Origin of the sequence: Streptomyces sp. NPDC051963 (genome assembly GCF_044593495.1) — a bacterium.
GTDB lineage: Bacteria > Actinomycetota > Actinomycetes > Streptomycetales > Streptomycetaceae > Streptomyces.
The window spans coordinates 1,327,531-1,347,305 of sequence record NZ_JBIUCC010000001.1 but is presented as its reverse complement, the minus strand read 5'-3'; the positions used below and the strand labels follow the sequence as shown (position 1 = coordinate 1,347,305).

Here is a 19,775-nt window from a genome sequence, read left to right as displayed (position 1 = left end):
CGTCAGCGGCCGAGCGGGCGGCGGGGCAGGGGCGACGAGTACACGACGCTCGTGGTGACCGAACCCAGGGCGCCGATCTTTCCGGACACCTCCTCCAGGTGGCGCATCGAGCGGGCGGCCACCTTGATGACGAAGCAGTCGTCGCCCGTGACGTGGTGTGCCTCCAGGATCTCGGGCGTTACGGCGACGAGGTCGTGGAACGGCTTGTAGTTGCCGGTCGGATAGCGCAGCCGCACGAACGCCATGATCGACAGCCCCAGCCGGTCCGGGTCGACGACCGCCGCATAGCCCTGGATGACGCCCGCCTCCTCCAGCCGCCGCACCCGCTCGGTGACCGCGCTCGGCGACATGGACACGGCGCGGGCCAGCTCGGCGAAGCTGGCCCTGCCCTCCCGCTGGAGGACGTCGAGGATGCGCCAGTCGGTGGCGTCCGGGGAAAACGTGGTCATCTGCGAGAGATAGCAGGGGAATCCCCGGGCGATCAAGGGGAGTGCCGGGGATTGCCGCTTCAGGGGGCGGATCAACAGCCGTAGGTTCGTGGCCATGACGACCACCACCCCGAACCCCGTCCTGCGCATCGCCCCCGCAACGCCGGCCGAGGCCGCCGACTACTTCCGCGCGAGCCTCGTCTTTCACGCCGACGTCTCCGATGTGGCCGCCGCGCTCTCGGCCGACGGCGACCCGGGGTTCGTCGTGCTGGACTCCCGGTCCACCGAGTCCTTCGACCAGGGCCACATCCCGGGTGCCGTCCACCTCCCGACCGCCCTCATCGCCGAACAGGCCGGGCAACTCCTCGACAGGTCGGTGCCCGTCGTGACGTACTGCTGGGGCCCCGGCTGCAACGGCGCGGCCCGGGCCGCCCTCGCCCTCGCCGAACTCGGCTTCCAGGTCAAGGAGATGCTGGGCGGCTTCGAGTACTGGGTGCGCGAGGGCTTCGAGTTCGAGACCTGGCAGAACCGCCAACGCCGAGCCGCCGACCCCCTGACGGCGCCCGTGGACGCGGAGGACTGCGGCTGCTGAAAGGCGCCGTGACATGTGAGGCCGCTGTGCGTGTAGGTTTCTGCGCCATGGTGCGATACGCGGAGCCGGGCGTGGTGGAGTGGGTCGAGTCGGGCGGCGGGCCGCTCATAGCGGTGCCGGAGACGGTCCTGCCGTTCTGGGCGGGCGCCGACGGCGACGAGACCGCCTCGGACTACGACCGGGCCTGTGAGATCGACGGCTTCGTCGGGCTGCTCCCGGTCGGCGACTCCGCCGCCCTGGTCCTGGGCGACGAGCCCGCCTCGACCGCCTTCCTGCCCGCCCACGACACGTTCGTACGGTGGTGCGCCGCCGACTCCGAGGACGAACTGCTGGCCCGGGTGCCGGCGGCCCTCGCCACGGCGGTCTGGTCGGACGAGGTGCGCTGGAGCGTGCCCGGGCCGGTGCTGCTGTTCGACTCGGCCTGGCCCGGCCGGGACTCCGAGCGGGCCGGCCATGTGCGGATCGCCCTGGACGCGGGGGCCTACGGGGTCCGGGCGGCGCAGGTGCAGCCCGGGCCGGAGACATGGCTGGGGCTGGTGCAGTTGCGACGGCTCGCGGACTGACCTTCGGGTCGCTTCCCGGGGCACCCCGGGAAATTCGGATGCGCGGCTTCCGCCCGCTGCCCATCATGGTCGACCATGCCGCGACTCCCGCACCCCGCCCCTGAAGCCCTGCTCCGTGACCCCCTGCCGCTGCGTGGCCGCACCGCCCTGGTGACCGGCGCCAGCCGGCGCGGCGGTATCGGTCATGCGGTGGCCCGACGGCTCGCCGCGTACGGCGCGAGCGTCTATCTGCATCACCATGTGCCGCACGACGCCGCCATGCCCTGGGGAGCCGACCGGCCCGAGGACGTGACCGCTTCCGTGCGCGCGGCACTCGGTGACCCCGAGGCCCGGGTCCACGCGGGGCCCGGCGACCTCGCCGCCCCCTCGGCACCCGCCGAACTCGTCGCCACAGCCGCCTCAGCGCTCGGCGGACGGCTCGACATCCTCGTCGCCAACCACGCCCTCAGCGGCTCGGACGGACCGCTCGACGAGATCGACGCGGCGATGCTCGACGCGCACTGGGCGGTCGACACCCGCTCGGTGCTGCTCCTCGTCCAGGCCTACGCCCGGCAGCCGGAGCGCCCCCGGGGCGGACGCGTGGTGATGATGACCTCCGGTCAGGACATCGCGGGCGGTATGCCGGGCGAGATCGCCTACGCCCTCCAGAAGGGCGCCCTCGCCTCGATCACCCGGTCCCTGTCGACCACGCTCGCCGAGCGGGCGATCACGGTGAACACCGTCAACCCCGGCCCCGTGGACACGGATTACCTGACCGGCGACGCCTACCAGGCCGTCGCGGCCCGCTTCCCCGGCGGGCGGTGGGGCATGCCCGACGACCCCGCCCGTCTCATCGCGTGGCTCGCGACGGACGAGGCGGAGTGGGTCACCGGTCAGGTGATCGACTCGGAGGGCGGATTCCGGCGCTGATCAGAGTGCAGACAGCTCGTCCACCAGGTCGTCCAGGCCCAGGGAGCCCTGGGACAGGGCCGCCATGTGCCAGGCCTTGAGGTCGAAGGCGTCGCCGTGTCGCCCGCGAGCCTTTTCGCGGCCCAGGAGCCAGGCCCGCTCGCCGAGCTTGTAGCCGATGGCCTGGCCCGGAATGGTCAGATAGCGCGTCAGCTCGCTCTCCACGAAATCCGCCGGACGGCTGCTGTGCGCGCCGAAGAACTCCTGGGCCAGCTCAGGCGTCCAGCGCTCGCCGGGGTGGAAGGGGGAGTCGGCCGGAATCTCCAGCTCCAGGTGCATGCCGATGTCGACGATGACCCGCGTGGCCCGCATCATCTGCGCGTCGAGATAGCCGAGCCGTTGCTCCGCGTCGGTGAGGAAGCCGAGTTCGTCCATCAGCCGCTCCGCGTACAGCGCCCAGCCCTCGGCGTTGGCGCTGACCCCGCCGATGGTGGCCTGGTAGCGGGAGAGGTTCCCGGCGACGTGCGTCCACTGGGCGAGCTGGAGGTGATGGCCGGGGACGCCCTCGTGGTACCAGGTCGAGACGAGGTCGTACGCCGGGAAGCGGGTCTGGCCCATGGTCGGCAGCCAGGTGCGGCCGGGCCGCGAGAAGTCCTCGGACGGGGGCGTGTAGTACGGCGCCGCCGGGCGGGGCGATGCAGGACTCCACCTTCCGTACCCGCTCGGCGAGTTCGAAGTGCGTCCCGTCGAGCGCCTCGATCGCCTGGTCCATCAGGCCCTGCAACCACTCACGCACCTCCTCGACGCCCTCGATGTGCCGGCCGTGCACGTCGAGGTGCGCGAGTGCCACCCACGGCGTCCCGGCGCCGGGAAGGATCTTCTCCGCCTCGAGTTTCATCTCGCCCAGCAGCCGGTGGTACTCGGACCAGCCGTACGCGTACGCCTCGTCCAGGTCGAGATCGGTGCCGTTGAAGTAGCGCGACCAGCGGGCGTACCGCTCCCGGCCCACCGTGTTCGGCGCGCCCTCGACGGTCGGTGCGTACACGTCGCGCATCCAGTCCCGCAGCTCCACCACGGCCGCGGTCGCTCCGTGTGCGGCCTCGTCCAGTTCGGCGCGCAGCGCGTCGGGCCCCGAGGACGCGAAGTCCTCGAACCAGCCGCGGCCCTCGCCCGTGTCCGCCCACTCGGTGAGCTGCTCGACGAAGGTGGCGGTGGGGCGCGGGGCCGCGTACAGCTTGCGTTCCAGGCCGAGTTGGAGGGACTCGCGGTAGCCCGCGAGGGCGGTGGGCACCGCGCGCAGCCGCTCGGCGATGGCTGTCCAGTCCTCCTCCGTCCGGTTCGGCGTGACGGTGAAGACCTCCCGCACCGAGTGGGGCGGCGTGTGCAGGTTGCCGACCGCACGCAGGCCCTCGTCGGCCTCGTGCACGGCCAGCTCCGCGGTGAGCCGCTCACGCAGCAGGCGTGCACACCGGCGCTCGATGTCACTGTCCGCGCCGGTCTGCCGCTCGGCCGCGTCGAGTTTCGCGAGCGTGGCCCGCTGGAGCTCCGCGAGCGCCTCCTGGCCCGCGGGCGAGGTGTCGGGCAGCCGGCTCGAACTCTCCTTCGTGCCGAGATACGTACCGGTGATCGGATCGAGGGCGATGAGCTCGTCGACGTAGGCGTCGGCGACCTCTCGGGGCAGCGGGCTCTTCGTCTCTGACATGCGGACATCCTCATACGAGGGGCCGCCGCGCGTCATCCGGATTGAGCCGACGGCGAGGGCGGCAGCAGCGGTCCGCAGTCCCACTTCTGGAAGATCAACCGCGTCTCCACCCGGGCCACTTCCCGGCGTGAGGTGAACCCGTCGAGGACCAGTCGCTGGAGATCCGCCATGTCGGCGACCGCGACATGCACCAGATAGTCGTCCGGGCCGGTCAGATGGAAGACGGTCAGCGACTCGGGCAGCGCCCGGATGCGTTCCACGAACGGTCCCACCAACTCCCGCCGATGCGGCCTGACCTGGACCGACAGCAACGCCTCCAGACCCCGCCCCAGCTTGGCCGGATCCAGCTGCAGGCGATGCCCGAGGATCACGCCGGCGCGTCGCAGCCTGGTCACCCGGTCCAGACAGGTCGACGGTGCCACGCCGATCTGCGCGGCGAGGTCGCGGTAGGTGGTCCGGGCGTCGTTCTGAAGCAGTCGCAGCAGTTCGAGATCCACCGGATCCAGTTCGACAGATTCGGTCATCGGTCGAACGTAGCACGGAGATCGGCGGCGAATCCCCGGTCGACGTTCACTCTTCCCTCATGGACACGCCCATCGCATCGAGAGCACTCGCCACCGAGGCCGTACACGCCGGCCGGGACGACCTCGCCCGCCAGGGCCTGCACGCCCCGCCGATCGACCTGTCCACCACCTATCCGTCGTACGACAGCCGAGGCGAAGCCGCCCGCATCGACGCCTTCGCCGCCACCGGTGCGACACCGGACGGTCCTCCGGTCTACGGACGGCTGGGCAACCCGACAGTCGCTCGCTTCGAAACCGCCCTCGCCCGTCTCGAGGGCACCGAGTCCGCCGTCGCGTTCGCCAGCGGGATGGCGGCGCTGAGCGCGGTGCTTCTGGTACGGGGCTCGCTCGGCCTGCGCCATGTCGTGGCCGTACGGCCCCTGTACGGCTGCAGCGACCATCTCCTCAACGCCGGGCTGCTGGGCTCGGAGGTGACCTGGACCGACCCGGCCGGGATCGCGGAGGCCCTGCGGCCGGACACCGGGCTGGTCATGGTCGAGTCCCCGGCCAACCCGACGCTGGCCGAACTCGACCTGCGGGCCGTCGCCCACGCCTGCGGCTCGGTGCCACTGCTCGCCGACAACACCTTCGCCACGCCGGTGCTCCAGCGCCCCGCCGAGCAGGGCGCGCGGCTCGTACTGCACAGCGCCACCAAATACCTCGGCGGGCACGGTGATGTGATGGCCGGTGTGGTCGCCTGCGACGAGGAGTTCGCCGGGCGGCTACGGCAGGTCCGGTTCGCCACCGGCGGTGTCCTGCACCCGCTGGCCGGCTATCTGCTGCTGCGCGGTCTCGCGACGCTGCCCGTGCGGGTACGGGCGGCGTCCGCGAACGCCGCCGAACTCGCCCGCCGCCTCGCCGCCGACCCGCGCGTCTCCCGCGTCCACTACCCGCGCATCGGCGGCGCGATGATCGCCTTCGAGGTCCATGGCGACCCCCACGAGGTCATCGGCGGCGTCCGCCTCATCACCCCGGCCGTGAGCCTCGGCAGCGTGGACACCCTCATCCAGCACCCGGCGTCCATCAGCCACCGCGTCGTGGACGCGGACGACCGACGGGACGCCGGGGTGAGCGACCGCTTGCTACGGATGTCGGTGGGCCTGGAGGACGTAGAGGATCTCTGGACGGATCTGGATGACGCGCTGGGCAGGAACCCAGGCAGGGGCGCGGGGAACTGCGCGACCAGCCACGGAGCACCGGCAGCCGCCATCCGGCATTAACCCCTACGGCGCTCAGGCCACCCAGAACCGACCCGCTCCGCACCGTCCTGCGAAGCCAGCCGCGCGGTGACAACCAACGTCCCCTCCTCGATCTGGTAGTCGAGCGGCAGTTCCAGCCCCCGCATCGCGGCCACCATCCCGGTGTTGGACGACTGAGTCACCGCGTACACACTCTCGCAGCCCGCCTCGACCGCCATCCCCACCAACCTGCGGAGCAACTCCCCGCCGATGCCCCGCCGCTGCCACTCGTCCTCGACCAGCAGCGCGACCTCCGTCTCGTCCCCGTCCCACAGCAGATGGCCGAGGCCGACGACGCGCCCCGAGGCGGTCTGCACGGCGAGCGTCCGCCCGAAGCGCGGGCTGAGCAGGTGGTGGAGGTAGCGGTCGGCGTCACCGACCGGCCCGTGGTAGCGCATGCCGAGCGTCCGCGCAGAGCACCGCGTGTGCATCGCCGTCGCGGATTCCAGGTCACTCGGGTCGGCCCTGCGGATGGTGATCGCGTTGCCCTCGGGGAGCGTGAGCACGTCCTGGCCGCTTGGAACGCGCGGGCCGAGCCGGGCGTCCAACTCCACCAGCGCCCGTGCGCGGGCGAACTCGGTCGGGGTGAACGGCAGATAGGGCCGCTCCACGGTGATCACTCCGCCTTCCGGGGCCCGCAGCCGCATCACGGTGTCCTCCAACACCCCCTCCATCGGGACGCCGTCGGGCGCCCGGCCGCCGCCCGGCGGGACCGCGGGGAGCGAGCGGATCGTGCACCGGCCCAGCAACTGCCGTAGTGCGAGCGGGAGTTCCGCCGCGTCCAGGGCGGTGCGCGTGGCGAGGCCGAGGACCCTGGTCGGTGCGTCGACCAGGTCGTGGGCGTCGGCCCGCTCGATCCAGGTGCCGGTGCCGCCGGCCTGCGCGATCGCCCGGGTCATGTCGGCCGGCGCGAGCTCACCGGGAGCCCGCAGCAGGAACTCGTCCACCGTGCCCTCGGCCAACGGGTGCGTCTGGAGGCTGAGGATGTCGACCTGCCGCCCGGCGAGGGCGGCGCACAGCGCGGCCAGCGACCCCGGCGCGTCCTTCACCGTCGTCCGCATCCGCCACAGCGCGCTCTCCCCGGTCCCGGCGTGCTCCGTGGGGAGCGGCCGGGTGCCGGTATCACCCGTCGGCGGGGCATGACCGTGGCGTCGTGTCCACCATGTGTGGAACGCCGCCGTGATGTCCCGCCGCCATTGGTGCACCGAACGTCCGTGCTTCACACGCGTCACATCAGATATGTCTCGACTCATGCACCCACTGTGAAGGAAGGGTGTTGCGTGATCACGAACGTACTGTGACCTACGGGTAAAGCAGGGTTCTGTCCGATTTATGGCTCAAACATCGCGGCCGTTTTTCGGCCGAAACGCCGCTGCCGCGCACCAGGGGATGACGCCGGTGCGCGGCACTGATACGAGGGTACGGGACCTACTGGCCGACGCGGCCCGGCTGGAGCACCTGGGTGAACAGCACCGTGCCGTCCTGCTCGCGCAGTCGCACCGTCAGTTCTCCGCTGTGGCCGTCGATGTCGACCTCGCCGAAGAACTGGTAGCCGCCGGCGGGGGAGACGTTGGACGCGGTCGGGGCCTTCACGAACACCCGGTCCGGGCCGAAGGTGCCGTCGAGGGCGCTGGCCGGGAAGGCGCCCGCGTTGAGCGGACCGGAGACGAACTCCCAGAACGGCTCGAAGTCGGTGAACGCGGCCCGCGACGGCTGGTAGTGCTGCGCCGAGGTGTGGTGCACGTCGGCCGTCAGCCACACGGTGCCGGTGATCCGACGGTGCTTGATGAACCGCAGCAGCTCGGCGATCTGAAGTTCACGGCCGAGTGGGGCGCCCGGGTCGCCCTGCGCGACGGCCTCGATGTTCGCCGGGCCGTCCGTGGCGTCCGGCACGACCAGGCCGATGGGCATGTCGGAGGCGATCACCTTCCACACCGCCCGGGAGCGGGCGAGTTCGCGCTTGAGCCAGGCCAGTTGCTCGGCACCCAGGATGCCCTGGGCGTCGGTGGTCTGGTTGTCCGCCGAGTTGGCGTTGCGGTAGGTCCGCATGTCCAGCACGAACACATCGAGGAGCGGCCCGTGGTTGACCACGCGGTACACCCGGCCGTCGGGGCGGCGCAGGGTCGAGATCGGGAAGTACTCCGAGAACGCCTGCCGGGCCCGCGCGGCCAGGACGTCGAGGTTCTTCTCGGTGTAGCGGGTGTCGGCGAAGATCTCGCCGGGGAACCAGTTGTTGGACACCTCGTGGTCGTCCCACTGGATGATGGAGGGGACCTGGGCGTTGAAGCGCTTGAGGTTCTCGTCGAGCAGGTTGTAGCGGAAGTTGCCGCGGAACTCGGCGAGGGTCTCCGCGACCTTGGCCTTCTCGTCGGTGGTGATGTTCCGCCAGGTGCTGCCGTCGGGCAGGGCGACGGACTGGGTGATCGGCCCGTCGGCGTAGATGTTGTCGCCGCTGCACAGGAAGAAGTCCGGGTCCAGCGCGCCCATCGCGTTGTAGATGGTGTAGCCGCCGAAGTCCGGGTTGATGCCCCAGCCCTGTCCCGCCAGGTCGCCGGACCAGACGAACCGTATGCCGTCACGCCGCTTGGCGGACGCCGTACGGAAGGTGCCCGTGACCGGCTCGCCGGTGCGGCGCGGGTCGTCCGGGTCGGCCAGCAGGACGCGGTAGTTGATCTGCTCGCCGGACGGGAGCCCGCGCAGCCGGGTCGTGCCGGTGAAGTCCGTGTCGGCGCCGAGGAGCGGGCCGTGCCATCTGCGCGGATTGCGGAACGACTCGGTGGCCGACGTCTCGACGATCATCCGGGCGGGACGGTCGGAACGTACCCACACCAGACCCGAGTTGCAGGTCACGTCTCCCGTCTGAACGCCCCAGCCGGCCTTGGGACGCCCGGACAGCGCGAATGCCGGTGCCGCGCCGAGGGCGGATGGCAGGGTCAGGGCCGCCGAGGCGGCGAGGGAGCCGCGCAGGACGCTGCGGCGGGCGGGCAAGGGACGGTGCGACATGTTTGCGCCTCCGGGACGGAATCCGGCCAGTGTGCGATGCCACAACTACTCGCGCCCCGCAGCGCACACGGAAACCACAAGTGAACAACCGGCCGCGGGAAAAAGGGAACAGACCGGTCGGCCGGCGCGGATCGCCGTCGTCACGCCCCGGCGGCCTCCGCCATCAGCCGTACGCCCGCCCGGATGCCCGCCGGTGACACATGGGCGTAGCCCAGCACCAGCCGTACGTCCTCACCGCCGCCGACGTCGGCGGGTGCGTGCGTGCAGTCCTTGAGCGGGTGCACCCGGACACCGGCCTCGACCATGCGCGCGAGGAAGTCGTCCTCGGGGCCGTAGCGGCGGGGGAGGGTGGCGATGACGTGCAGCCCCGCGGCGATCCCGGACACCTCGGAGCCGGGGAAGTGCTCCTCCAGGGCGGCGACGAGCGTGTCGCGCCGCTCGCGGTACGCGCGCTGGCAGCGGCGCAACTGACGGTCGTAGTCGCCGTGCTCCAGGAACCGGGCGAACAGCGCCTGGTCGACGGTGGGATGACCGAGATCGATGGTGCGCTTGCGCTCGATCACCTCGTCGGCGATCGACTCCGGTACCAGCAGCCAGCCGAGTCGCAGCCCCGGAGCGAGGGATTTGCTCACCGACCCCGCGTAGGCGACGCGTTCCGGGTCGAGTCCTTGGAGCGCACCGACGGGCGCGCGGTCGTAGCGGAAGTCGCCGTCGTAGTCGTCCTCCAGGACGAAACCGTCCACGGACCGTGCCCAGTCGAGCAGTTCCGTGCGGCGCCGCGCGGAGTAGGCGATCCCCGTGGGGTACTGGTGGGCCGGGGTCACCACGGCCGACCGTACGCCCGAGGCCTTCAGCGGGCCGACGGCGAGCCCTTCGTCGTCCAGGGGCACCGGGACGGTGATAACGCCGGTCGCGGCGTACAGGGCGTCATGGCCCGGGCTGCCCGGGTCCTCGACGCCGACGGTGCGCATCCCGCGCGCGTGGAGCACGAATCCGAGCAGGGCCGTCGCCTGGGCCACGCCGGAGACGACCACGATCCGCTCCGGGTCCGCGACCACACCGCGGCGGCGGGCGAGCAGTTCGGCCAGCGCCGTACGCAGCCGGGGCAGGCCGCGCGGATCCGGATAGCCGAGGTCGCGGTGCGGCAGCTCGGCCAGCACACCGCGGTGGGCCGCCGCCCACGCGGCACGCGGGAACAGCGACAGATCCGGCGTCCCGGGCACGAAGTCGGCCCGAGCGCCGGGCGGGCGCGGAGCGAGGTCACGCGCGCGTGGCCGCGCCGCCCGTACGGCACCGCCCACCCAGGTCCCGGCACCCCGACCGCTGCGCAGGTACCCCTCCGCCGTCAGCTGCTCGTACGCCTCCGTGATCAGACCGCGCGACACGCCGAGGTCGGCGGCGAGATCACGGCTCGACGGCATCCGGGTTCCCGGCGTGAGCCTGCCCGCACGAACCGCCTCCCGCAGCGCCGCCTGCAACGAACGTCCACGCGCGCGTGCCGGCGCCGAGGCGGCCGGCAGGAGCAGCTCCCAGGCTACGGACCCCGGACGCCCCTCGGTCGTCGACGGCTCCTCACCCGGATTGGTCTGCGATGGCCTCATGAAAGTGGACCTTAAACCGGACCGCCGCGCTGCCTAGCGTCTTCTCCATGAACGCCACCACCACACGCGGCGCCCTGCTCGCCGCGCTCGCCTGTGTCCTCGTAGGAGGGTCCTTCACCGCCAACAGCGTCCTCGGCGAATACCCGTACGCCGGTGGCCAGTTCCTCCGCTACGGCCTGGCCTGTCTGCTGTTCCTCCCGCTGGTCGGCCGGAACGCCACGGCCCGGCTGCGGAAGCTCACGCCCCGCCAGTGGACCCGTCTGGCGCTGCTCGCGGCCGTGGGCATGGTCGGCTTCAACCTGGCGGTCATCGCGGCGGAGCGCACCGCCGAACCGGCCGTGCCGGGCGTCTTCGTCGGCTGCGCGCCGGTGGTGGTGGCGGTGCTCGTGCCCGTCCTGGAGGGGCGTCGACCCCAAGGCGCAGTCCTGTACGGCGCCTTGCTCGTCGCCGTCGGCGCGTGCACGGTCCAGGGCTGGGGGCGTACGGACGGTGCCGGAATCGCGTTCTCGGCGGGTGCGCTCGCCGGTGAGGTCGGTTTCGCGGTGCTCGCCGTGCCCGTGCTGCGGCCGCTGGGCCCGCGGTTGCTGTCCGCCACGGTGTGCGGTGTCGCCGCGGTCGAGTCCCTGGCGGCCGCGCTCCTCCTGGACGGGGGCGCATGGCTGCGGCGACCGGACGGCACCGAGACCGCCGCGCTGCTGTGGCAGGCGGCGGTCGTCACCGTCATCGGATTCGTGTGCTGGTACATGGGCATGCAGCGGATCGGCGCGGAGCGCGCCACGCTGTTCTCCGGCCTGATCCCGGTCGCGGCCGCCTGCACCGCGCCCCTGGTCGGAACGGGCTCCTACGGGCCCGCCCAGGCCGCGGGCAGTGCCCTCGTCGGCATCGGAGTCGCCCTCGGATCAGGCGCGTTGGCCCGGCGTCGGTCAGCGACTGCCGTCGAGGATCACACGGGCGACCAGCGCCGGATCGTCGTTCATGGGGACGTGACCGCAGCCCGGCAGCCGCACCAGACGCGCCCGGGGAATGATCTGCTTGGCCCGGACCCCCTGCCGGCGCACGAGCAGCCGGTCCTTGGAGCCCCAGGCCACGGTGACCGGGACGCCGGGGATGTCGTCGGTCCACTGGACGTCGGAGCCCGCCCGGAGCGTCTCGGTGAAGCCGGCGGCGTTGGCGAGCGCCAGCGTCTCGGCGACCACGGCCTCGGGTGAACGGCGGGCCGGGCGGGCGTAGATCGTGCTCGTCAGGACCGTACGGCCGGCCGCCGTACGGGACAGCCGCTCCACCAGCGGCAACGGCATCCGGACGGAGAGCCCGCGCATCGCCAGCAGGACACCGAAGGCGTAGCGACGTTCGGCCGGTGTCCAGAACCCGGCCGGGGACAGGGCCGTGACGGACCGTACGAGCTTCTCGCGCCCGAGTTCCAGGGCCAGCAGCCCGCCGAGCGAATTGCCCGCCACATGCGGCCGTTCGACCTCCAACTCCTCGCACAGGGCGCCGAGCGCGGCGTTCACGGTGGGCAGGTCGTGCGCGAGGCCGTCCGGAAGGGCGGGGGACGCGCCGAACCCGGGCAGATCCACGGCGATCACATCGCGCTCGGTCGCCAGGATGTCCATCACCGGGTCCCAGGCCTGCCGATGGTGCCCGATGCCGTGCAGCAGGAGCAGCGGTTCGCCCGTCCCCACGCGCGCGTAGGAGAGGGTCACGGTCCGCGGGCCGTGGGCGTAGGGGACCTTGAAGGAGACGGTGGCGGACATTGACTGCTCCTCGTCTGGGCGCGCTGAGTCCGGGGACCTGCCGAGTCCGGGACTCGCTGACGGACTGCTCGTAGACAGCTTGTCAGCAGTCGCTACCGGCGGGTAGCCCCTGGGTCCCCTCCGTCCGCCGATATGGCCTGGACAGGTGCGGATGCGTCGGTTGGGATGGAATCCGTGACCACCGATACCGAGACCGACCTCTTCGAAGAACACCGTCCCGTCCTCCTGGGAGTCGCCTACCGCATGCTCGGGCGGGTGGCCGACGCGGAGGACGTGGTCCAGGAGGCCTGGCTTCGCTGGTCCGGTGCCGACCGGAGCGAGGTGCGCGAACCGCGCGGCTATCTGGTGCGCATCACCACCCGTCTCGCCATCGACCGGCTGCGCCAGGTCAAGGCGCGCGGCGAGACGTACGTCGGTCCGTGGCTGCCGGAGCCGTACGTCACCGACTTCGGGGACAGCGTCCCGGACACCGCGGAACGGGCTGTGCTCGCCGACTCCGTCTCCCTGGCCGTCCTCGTCGTACTGGAGTCGCTGTCGCCGCTGGAGCGGGCGGTCTTCGTCCTCAGGGAGGCGTTCGGCTACCCGTACGCCGACATCGCCGCCATGCTCGACCGCGGTGAGCCGGCGGTACGGCAACTCGCCGGGCGGGCCCGTAAGCACGTCGAGGGGAGACGGCCGCGCTACGAGGTCGATCCGGCCCAACGCCGTGATCTCACCGAACGTTTCCTCGCCGCCGCGGCGGAGGGCGACCTCGAAGGGCTGATGTCCCTGCTCGCCCCCGACGTGCGGCTCGTGGGCGACAGCGGCGGCAAGGCCAAGGCGCCGCTGCGGGTCCTGGAGACCGCCGACAACGTGGGCCGGTTCCTCGTCGGCGTCGCAGGTCAGGGCGGACCGGAGCTGTCCTTCCGCTTCCTGGAGCTCAACGGAGGTCCCGCGGTGCTGGTGCTCTCCGCGGACCGGCCGGACAGCGTCTTCCAACTGGACGTCCTGGACGGGCGCATCCAATCCGTCTACATCATCCGCAACCCCGACAAGCTCAGGTCACTGGCCTGACAGGTCCCGGCGACGGCCCGAGAGCCCACTGATTGGTTCTGATTGGTCTTGACCAAGGGTGGGGGCCGCCCTATGGTCGCAGATAAGTGCAACAACCTTTAATAAACAAGGGCGCTAAAACGCCGCCGGATCACGGCGATTGCGGAGGATCAGGGTGGGGACCACGCAGCTGGAATCGGTGCCGGAACCAAAGTACTGGCACCTCAAGACCGTGCTCAGCGAGGCACTGGACTCCGAGTTCACCGTGGGCGAGATTCTGCCCAACGAGCGCGACCTCGCAGCCCGCTTCGGCGTCGCCCGAGCCACGCTCCGTCAGGCGCTTGAGCAGCTCGAACTCGAAGGCAGGCTCCAGCGCCGCCGCGGCGTCGGGACGACGGTCGCCCCGCCGCGCGTCGGTGTCGCCGTCGGCACCGAGCAGCACGCCTGGCCGGGCGAGGAAGGCGATGCCTGGCAGCCCGTCGACTCCACGACGGAGGTCCCGCCAGCGGCGGTCGCCTCGGAGACGGGCACGCAGGAGCCGGTGCATACCGTGCGCCGCTCTCGTAGGACGCACGGCCAGCCCGTCGCCGCCGAGCTGCTGTACGTCCCGGAGTCGTCGGTGCCCGACCTCTCCGCCATCGACGCGCCCTCCGGACCGGCACGCGCGCGTGCCGTGCTGCGTGAGTTGCAGCGACTGGAGCTGGAGGGCCAGGAGAGCTCCGTCGAGCTGGGCTCGGCCCGCGCGGACGACGCCAAGCAGCTGGACCGGCTCCCCGGATCACCGGTCCTCATCGTCACCACCCGCTTCATCGCCGAGGGCCGCACCGCCGCGCTCTCCGTCGCCACGTACCGCGCGGACACCTGCCGGCTGACCTTCGGGGACTCCGGCGGTGTGGAGATCCACGAGGGACCGGAGCGCCAGGCCTCCTGACCACCGCATGACACGGTCGTACGACAGCGCAGTGCGACCTTGTGAACGCGCCCCGGAACTCCTCCGGGGCGCGTCGCGTTTCCCGCGCATCGCAGGTCAGCGGCGGGCCGTCACCGTGCCTTCCACCGCGAAAAGCTGCTCCTCCACATGGTCCAGGGCGAGTCGCAGGGCGCCCGTCGTCACGGCCGCCTCGCCGAGGAGGGACAGCGTCACGTTCGGCGGCCGCAGACAGTAGCGCGCCAGTTCGCGGCGCAGCGGCTCCAGTACGCCGTCCAGTCCGGCCGCCCAGCCGCCGATGACGACCAGCTCCGGGTCGAGGGCCAGGACGAGCGCGGCCACGTCGTGGACGAGGCGCTGGATGAAGCGGTCGACGGCCGCACGGGCCCGCTCGTCGCCCTCGCGTGCCTGCGCGAACACCTTGGCCACCGCTCGCTCGTCCAGCGGATGCAACGGCTCGTCGGTGGTCGACAGCAGGGTCTCCGGAGTCACCTCGCGGCCCAGCAGATGCAGGGCGCCGATCTCTCCCGCCGCCCCGCCGTACCCGCGGTGCAGCCGTCCGCCGATCAGCGACCCGGCACCCGGGCTGAGCCCGGCCAGGACGAACACGACGTCGTCGGACTCGATCGCGGCGCCCTTCCAGTGCTCGGCGACCGCGGCGGCGTTGGCGTCGTTCTCGACCAGGACGGGGCACTTGAAGGAACGGCTCAGCCGCTCGCCCAGGTGCAGCCCCGTCCACTCGGGCAGTGCGGTGCCCAGTCGTACGGTGCCGTCCGCCTCGACGATTCCGGGCGTGGCGACCCCGACGGCCCGCAGCGAGCTGCGCGCGACGCCGGCCCGGCGCAGAAGCTCGGCGACCGCTGAGCGCAGCCGCTCCAGCCGCTCGTCAGCCGGAGCCGTCTCGTCCACGTCCTTGGCGATGGCGCCCAGCACCCGGCCGTCGAGGTCGGCCAGCTGCGCGGCGACGCGGTGCGCCCCGATCTCCAGCCCCAGCAGATGACCGGCCTCGGCCCGGAACCTGAAGCGCCGTGCCGGCCGCCCCTGGCGCCGGGCGACACTCTCGTCGGCCGCCTTCTCGACGACGAACCCCGCCTCGATGAGTCCCTCGACGACGCCCTCGACGGTCGGCCGGGACAGTCCGGTCACCCGGGTGATCTCGGTCAGCGTCGCGCAGTCCGCGGCACGCAGCGCATGCAGCACCACCGCGGAATTGATCCTTCGCAGCAGCGAGGGATCCCCGCCGGTCAGCTGCCCCAACGTCCGTCCTCCCAGCTCGTGCGCGTGTTGGCCGGATCGTACTCGGCACACCGCACCCCGGCGAGTGCCGGGCACCCACTGATCTGCGGCAGCGGCGGAATCATCCCGGCTCGACGAACCCCGACTCGTACGCCGCGATCACCGCCTGGGTGCGATCGCGCGCCCCCAGCTTCGCCAGCACGGCGCTGACATGCGACTTGACCGTCTCCGTGCCGACCACCAGCCGGGCGGCGATCTCCGCGTTCGACAGCCCGCGGGCCATCAGCCGCAGCACCTCGGCCTCGCGCTCGGTCAACTGGGCCCGCTCCATCACGGCGCGGGCCGCGCGGTTCCCGCCGTCGTCGCCGTACTCGGCGGCGAGTTGCCGCACGGAGGCCGGGAACAGCAGCGACTCGCCCTCGGCGACCAGTCGCACCGCGTGCACGATCTCGGCGGGCCGGGCCCGCTTCAGCAGGAACCCGTCGGCACCGGCACGCAGCGCCTCGTACACGTATTCGTCGTTCTCGAAGGTCGTCACGACGAGGATCTTCGGCGGCTCGTCCATCGACCGCAGCACCGCGCGCGTGGCCTCGATACCGTCCAGCAGCGGCATCCGTACGTCCATGGCGACCACGTCCGGCCGCAGTTGCCGAACCAGCGGGATCACCGCCGCCCCGTCGGCCGCCTCGCCGACCACCTCGATGTCGGGCTGCGCCTCCAACACGGCCCGCAGACCCGCGCGGACGAGGGGTTCGTCGTCGACGAGGAGAACGGTGACCGGCATCCGACCAGCCTAGATCAGCGCAGGGGCAGTTCCACATGCACCTGCCAGTCACCTTGGTCCGGGCCGGTTTGTGCGCTCCCGCCGAGCAGCGCCGCCCGCTCGCGTATGCCGCGCAGTCCGCTGCCCCGGCCCGGGCCGGGTATCTCGGCGGTCAGCGGATTGCGGACCTCCAGGCCGAGGGTGCCCTCCGCGACGGCGATGCGGACCCGGACGGGAACGGCGCCCGCGTGCCGCAGCACATTGGTCAGCGACTCCTGGAGGATGCGGTAGCCCTCTCGGGAGACCGGGCCCGGCAGGGTGTCCACGGCGCCGGTCAGCTCGGCGTCGACCTTCGCCCCGGAGGCGCGGGCAGACTCCAGCAGCCGGTCGGCGTCGATGAGGGTCGGCCGACTGCTCACCGGCCGGTCCGACTCGCGCAGGATGCCGAGGACGCGCTCCAGGTCCTCCAGGGCGGCGCGGCCGGTCTCCTCGATGGCGTCGAGGGCCCGGTCGGTGAACGCGGGGTCGCCGGCAGCGCGTGCGGCGCCCGCCTGGACGACGGCGACGGTGAGGGCGTGGCCGATGGAGTCGTGCAGTTCGCGGGCGATCCGGGTGCGCTCCAGGAGTCGTTCCGTGCGCTCCTCCATGGCGGCGAGGCGTTCTGCGGGTGAGGGGCCGAGGAGACGACGGGCCATCACGGTGATCAGCGCTCCGGCGCCGACGACGACGGCGGCCAGTGCGATCACGGGGAGGGGCGCGAGCAGGGCGTACCACCAGTGGTGGCCCGGCACCTGGATGAACGTCGCCCTGTCCGGGCTGCCTCCCTGGGCCGTGCGCGCCAAGTCCTCGGCGAGCATGGGGAGATGGACGGTCAGGAAACCGACCCCGCAGCCCAGAAACAGCCGGAACTCGAGCCACAGCGATGTCCGTCCGCGGTCGCCCCACGTGCTGGACGGTGCGGTGACGATCTCCGTGTCCCCGCTGTCGTCCCCGTGCGCGAGCAGTAACAGCCGGGCCTGGAACCCCTCGACGGTGCGCATCGCCGGCACCAGCCCCGCGCAGGCGAGCAGCACGATCGCGGTGCTCCACGCCAGGAACTCGTCGAAGATGTACCACCACATGGCCGGCCACACGACGGCCATGAACAGATGCAGCCACCGTGTGTACGTCACCGCCCGAGCGAACGGGCGCAGAATGCGGACCATTCCGTCATCGTGCCAGCCACCACTGACAACGGCCCTCCCCCGAGCGGGGGAGACGATCTCCACCGGCGGGGGAGGACCCGGCCCCTGCCCGACCGCAAGGCTGGCGCCATGACCAGCATCGAAGTCCAGGACCTCACCAAGGAGTTCGGCCCCCGACGAGCCGTGGACCACCTCACCTTCTCTGTCCTCCCCGGCCGCGTCACCGGCTTCCTCGGCCCCAACGGCGCCGGAAAGTCCACCACCATGCGGCTGGTGCTCGGCCTGGACCGCCCGACCTCCGGGACGGCCACCGTCGGTGGCCGCGCCTACGCCGCTCTCCGCGAACCCCTGCGCCATGTGGGCGCTCTGCTCGACGCGGACGCCGCGCACGGCTCCCGTACCGGCCGAGACCATCTGCGCACCCTGGCGGCGAGCAACCGCATTCCGTCCAGCCGCGTCGACGAGCTGTTGGAGGAGACCGGGCTCGCGTCGGTGGCGCGCCGCCGGGTGAAGACGTACTCCCTGGGTATGCGCCAGCGGCTGGGCATCGCCGCCGCCCTGCTCGGCGACCCGCAGGTCGTGATGCTCGACGAGCCCTCGAACGGCCTCGACCCCGAAGGCATCATCTGGATCCGCCGGTTGCTGCGCCGGCTCGCCGAGGAGGGGCGGGCGGTCCTGGTCTCCAGCCATCTGATGAACGAGACCGCCTCCTTCGCCGACCACCTCGTGGTCCTCGGACGGGGCCGACTGCTGGCCGACACCCCGATGCGGGAGTTCATCCACGCACGCGTGCAGCCCAGTGTGCGCATCCGTACGACGGACGCCATCGCGCTCAAGAGGGCCCTCGCCGGGCATGGCCACGACGCCGTCGAGCACGAGGACGGGCATTGGACGGTGCCCCACGCACGCGTGGACGACATCGGCCGCCTCGCGTCGGCCGCGGGCGTACCGATCCTCGAACTGAGCACGGAGGAGGGCACCTTGGAACAGGCCTATCTCGATCTCACCGCGTCCGAGACCGAGTTCACCGCCCAGCCGCAGGAGGCCTGACATGTCGTTCGCACCCGTGCTCCACTCCGAGTGGCTGAAGATCCGTACACTCCGCTCCCTCTGCGGAGCGCTCCTCGCCCTGTCCGTCGCGACCACGGCGTTCTCCGCGATCGCCGGTGTCTCCGAGACGTCCGACCCGGAGTTCGACCCGCTGTTCATGGCGCTGTCCGGTGTCGCGCCCGGTCAGATCGCCGCCATCGCCTTCGGGGCCATGGCGGTGTCGTCGGAGTTCCACGGGGGTGGACTCCGGCTCTCGCTGGCGGCGGTGCCCCGGCGCGGGCGGTGGTTCGCGGGCAAGCTGGCAGTGATCGCCGTACCGACCCTCGTGGTGGGGCTGGTCACCGCCTGCGCCGCCCTGGTCGTCGCACGGGCGGGACTCGGCGACGCGGCGAGCGGGCTGACGGCGGGCGAGCAGGTGCGGGGCGTCGTGGGCGCCGGGATCTATCTCATGCTCATGGCGCTGCTCGCGGCCGGGCTCACGGCGGTGCTGCGCAGTGGGGTGGGCGCCCTGTCCGTGCTGATCCCGTTCATCCTCGTCGTCTCCTTCGTGATCGGCGACGCGGCCGGCGGGCTCACCGACTTCCTGCCGGACAGGGCCGGGCAGGTGGTCCTGTATCAGACGCATGACGGGACCCTGGGTCCGTGGACGGGCCTCGCGGTGACCGCGCTCTGGACGGCCGCCGCGGTGGGGGCGGGAGCGTGGAGTGTGCGACGCCGGGACGCCTGACCCGGAAGGGCGCGGGATGCCTGACCCAGTAGGGCGCGGGACGCCCGACCCGGGAGGCGTCTGACGCCACGCCAATTGTCAGTGGCGGCGGGAATACTGGATCACATGGACATCGCGAAGGACCTCGCCCTGATCGACCTGCTGTGCACCCTGGACTTCCCCGCGGAGCACGGCGGCACGGACGTCGGCAGGGGCGGACCCGGGTATCACATAGCCAGGTTAGGGCCCGATGACTGGCCGGGCGCGGAAGACTGCTACGCCTACGAGACCGGCATCGGCGAGCGTTTGACCGAGCGGTGGGGAGAGCCGTCGCGGTGGGGGACCGTGACGCTCGGCGAACGCCTCGCACGAGGTGAGCACTTGGCCGAGCCGTGGGCGACGCTCAACGCCCAGGCATCCGACCTGTGTACCTGGCAAGCGAACGGCACGGGTCGTTCGATCACCGTGGCGGTCGCCGACCGCGAGGACGAGAACCGGCCTCAGCCGTTCGTCGTCGTCACGGACCTGAACCCGCGGTGACCGC

At 71.9% G+C, this 19,775-nt stretch carries 18 protein-coding genes and 2 pseudogenes; 10 read left to right on the top strand and 10 right to left on the bottom strand.

The features are described from left to right. Positions 1–2: 2 nt before the first annotated feature. Positions 3–449 carry an Lrp/AsnC family transcriptional regulator gene (locus ACIHFB_RS05780; RefSeq protein ID WP_365270605.1) on the bottom strand — a complete coding sequence of 149 codons (447 nt, stop codon included), beginning with the start codon at positions 447–449 and terminating at the stop codon, positions 3–5. A 94-nt stretch (positions 450–543) separates the two neighbouring features. Here ACIHFB_RS05780 and ACIHFB_RS05775 point away from each other — a divergent pair, with 94 nt between their 5' ends. The 3 genes from ACIHFB_RS05775 (at position 544) to ACIHFB_RS05765 (ending at position 2,492) form a co-directional block, all read left to right on the top strand. Then, complete coding sequence (locus ACIHFB_RS05775; protein WP_365270602.1) at positions 544–1,020, top strand: rhodanese-like domain-containing protein; 477 nt, start codon at positions 544–546, stop codon at positions 1,018–1,020. 47 nt (positions 1,021–1,067) lie between these two features. Beyond that, positions 1,068–1,583, top strand: a complete 516-nt coding sequence (locus ACIHFB_RS05770) for an immunity 21 family protein (RefSeq protein WP_365270599.1) — start codon at positions 1,068–1,070, stop codon at positions 1,581–1,583. A 75-nt stretch (positions 1,584–1,658) separates the two neighbouring features. After that, positions 1,659–2,492, top strand: coding sequence for an SDR family oxidoreductase (locus tag ACIHFB_RS05765; protein WP_365270596.1), 834 nt, complete (start codon positions 1,659–1,661; stop codon positions 2,490–2,492). On the opposite strand, the pseudogene ACIHFB_RS05760 reads toward ACIHFB_RS05765, so the two are convergent. Together ACIHFB_RS05760 and ACIHFB_RS05755 are read right to left on the bottom strand one after the other, a co-directional pair. Next, positions 2,493–4,173 (bottom strand): annotated as a pseudogene (locus ACIHFB_RS05760) (DUF885 domain-containing protein). It lies immediately after the preceding gene. Positions 4,174–4,205: 32 nt separating this feature from the next. Continuing rightward, positions 4,206–4,697: an Lrp/AsnC family transcriptional regulator gene (locus ACIHFB_RS05755; RefSeq protein WP_365270590.1), complete on the bottom strand. Its 492-nt coding sequence runs from the start codon at positions 4,695–4,697 to the stop codon at positions 4,206–4,208. Between the two features lie 59 nt (positions 4,698–4,756). On the opposite strand from ACIHFB_RS05755, the gene ACIHFB_RS05750 reads away from it, so the two are divergent. Then, complete coding sequence (locus ACIHFB_RS05750; protein WP_365270587.1) at positions 4,757–5,956, top strand: PLP-dependent transferase; 1,200 nt, start codon at positions 4,757–4,759, stop codon at positions 5,954–5,956. Here the strand turns inward: ACIHFB_RS05750 and ACIHFB_RS05745 are convergent. The 3 genes from ACIHFB_RS05745 to ACIHFB_RS05735 form a co-directional block, all read right to left on the bottom strand. Further along, positions 5,953–7,227, bottom strand: coding sequence for a GNAT family N-acetyltransferase (locus ACIHFB_RS05745; RefSeq protein WP_365270585.1), 1,275 nt, complete (start codon positions 7,225–7,227; stop codon positions 5,953–5,955). The two genes, ACIHFB_RS05750 and ACIHFB_RS05745, sit on opposite strands and share 4 nt — an antisense overlap. A 175-nt stretch (positions 7,228–7,402) precedes the next feature. Continuing rightward, entirely contained in the window at positions 7,403–8,977 is a 1,575-nt protein-coding gene (locus ACIHFB_RS05740; protein ID WP_365270582.1) for an alkaline phosphatase D family protein, read from the bottom strand. 140 nt (positions 8,978–9,117) lie between these two features. After that, positions 9,118–10,578: a PLP-dependent aminotransferase family protein gene (locus ACIHFB_RS05735; RefSeq protein WP_365270579.1), complete on the bottom strand. Its 1,461-nt coding sequence runs from the start codon at positions 10,576–10,578 to the stop codon at positions 9,118–9,120. A gap of 47 nt (positions 10,579–10,625) precedes the next feature. Between ACIHFB_RS05735 and ACIHFB_RS05730 the strand changes: the two are divergent. Beyond that, positions 10,626–11,414, top strand: a pseudogene (locus ACIHFB_RS05730) (DMT family transporter); the annotation flags it as partial. An 87-nt stretch (positions 11,415–11,501) separates the two neighbouring features. On the opposite strand, the gene ACIHFB_RS05725 reads toward ACIHFB_RS05730, so the two are convergent. Then, positions 11,502–12,332, bottom strand: a complete 831-nt coding sequence (locus ACIHFB_RS05725) for an alpha/beta fold hydrolase (protein WP_365270576.1) — start codon at positions 12,330–12,332, stop codon at positions 11,502–11,504. A 174-nt stretch (positions 12,333–12,506) separates the two neighbouring features. Here ACIHFB_RS05725 and ACIHFB_RS05720 point away from each other — a divergent pair, with 174 nt between their 5' ends. After that, positions 12,507–13,385, top strand: coding sequence for an RNA polymerase sigma-70 factor (locus ACIHFB_RS05720; protein WP_400125411.1), 879 nt, complete (start codon positions 12,507–12,509; stop codon positions 13,383–13,385). A 154-nt stretch (positions 13,386–13,539) separates the two neighbouring features. Beyond that, on the top strand, positions 13,540–14,295 hold the full coding sequence (locus ACIHFB_RS05715; protein ID WP_365270570.1) for a GntR family transcriptional regulator: 756 nt from the start codon (positions 13,540–13,542) through the stop codon (positions 14,293–14,295). A gap of 96 nt (positions 14,296–14,391) precedes the next feature. Here the strand turns inward: ACIHFB_RS05715 and ACIHFB_RS05710 are convergent, their stop codons facing one another. The 3 genes from ACIHFB_RS05710 to ACIHFB_RS05700 all read right to left on the bottom strand — a co-directional run bounded on the left by ACIHFB_RS05710 (position 14,392) and on the right by ACIHFB_RS05700 (position 17,496). After that, the gene (locus ACIHFB_RS05710) at positions 14,392–15,549 is read right to left on the bottom strand and encodes an ROK family transcriptional regulator (protein ID WP_400125409.1); all 1,158 of its coding nucleotides are present in this window, start codon (positions 15,547–15,549) and stop codon (positions 14,392–14,394) included. A 100-nt stretch (positions 15,550–15,649) separates the two neighbouring features. Continuing rightward, positions 15,650–16,312 (bottom strand): response regulator transcription factor, encoded by a 663-nt coding sequence (locus tag ACIHFB_RS05705; RefSeq protein WP_365270565.1) that lies wholly within the window; start codon positions 16,310–16,312, stop codon positions 15,650–15,652. A 14-nt stretch (positions 16,313–16,326) separates the two neighbouring features. Continuing rightward, positions 16,327–17,496: a sensor histidine kinase gene (locus ACIHFB_RS05700; protein WP_400125407.1), complete on the bottom strand. Its 1,170-nt coding sequence runs from the start codon at positions 17,494–17,496 to the stop codon at positions 16,327–16,329. A 108-nt stretch (positions 17,497–17,604) separates the two neighbouring features. On the opposite strand from ACIHFB_RS05700, the gene ACIHFB_RS05695 reads away from it, so the two are divergent. The 3 genes from ACIHFB_RS05695 to ACIHFB_RS05685 all read left to right on the top strand — a co-directional run bounded on the left by ACIHFB_RS05695 (position 17,605) and on the right by ACIHFB_RS05685 (position 19,771). Continuing rightward, positions 17,605–18,525, top strand: a complete 921-nt coding sequence (locus ACIHFB_RS05695; RefSeq protein WP_400125406.1) for an ABC transporter ATP-binding protein — start codon at positions 17,605–17,607, stop codon at positions 18,523–18,525. A gap of 1 nt (position 18,526) precedes the next feature. Continuing rightward, positions 18,527–19,252, top strand: coding sequence for an ABC transporter permease (locus tag ACIHFB_RS05690; protein ID WP_400125405.1), 726 nt, complete (start codon positions 18,527–18,529; stop codon positions 19,250–19,252). Between the two features lie 105 nt (positions 19,253–19,357). After that, positions 19,358–19,771, top strand: coding sequence for a hypothetical protein (locus ACIHFB_RS05685; protein WP_400125403.1), 414 nt, complete (start codon positions 19,358–19,360; stop codon positions 19,769–19,771). Positions 19,772–19,775: the final 4 nt, after the last annotated feature.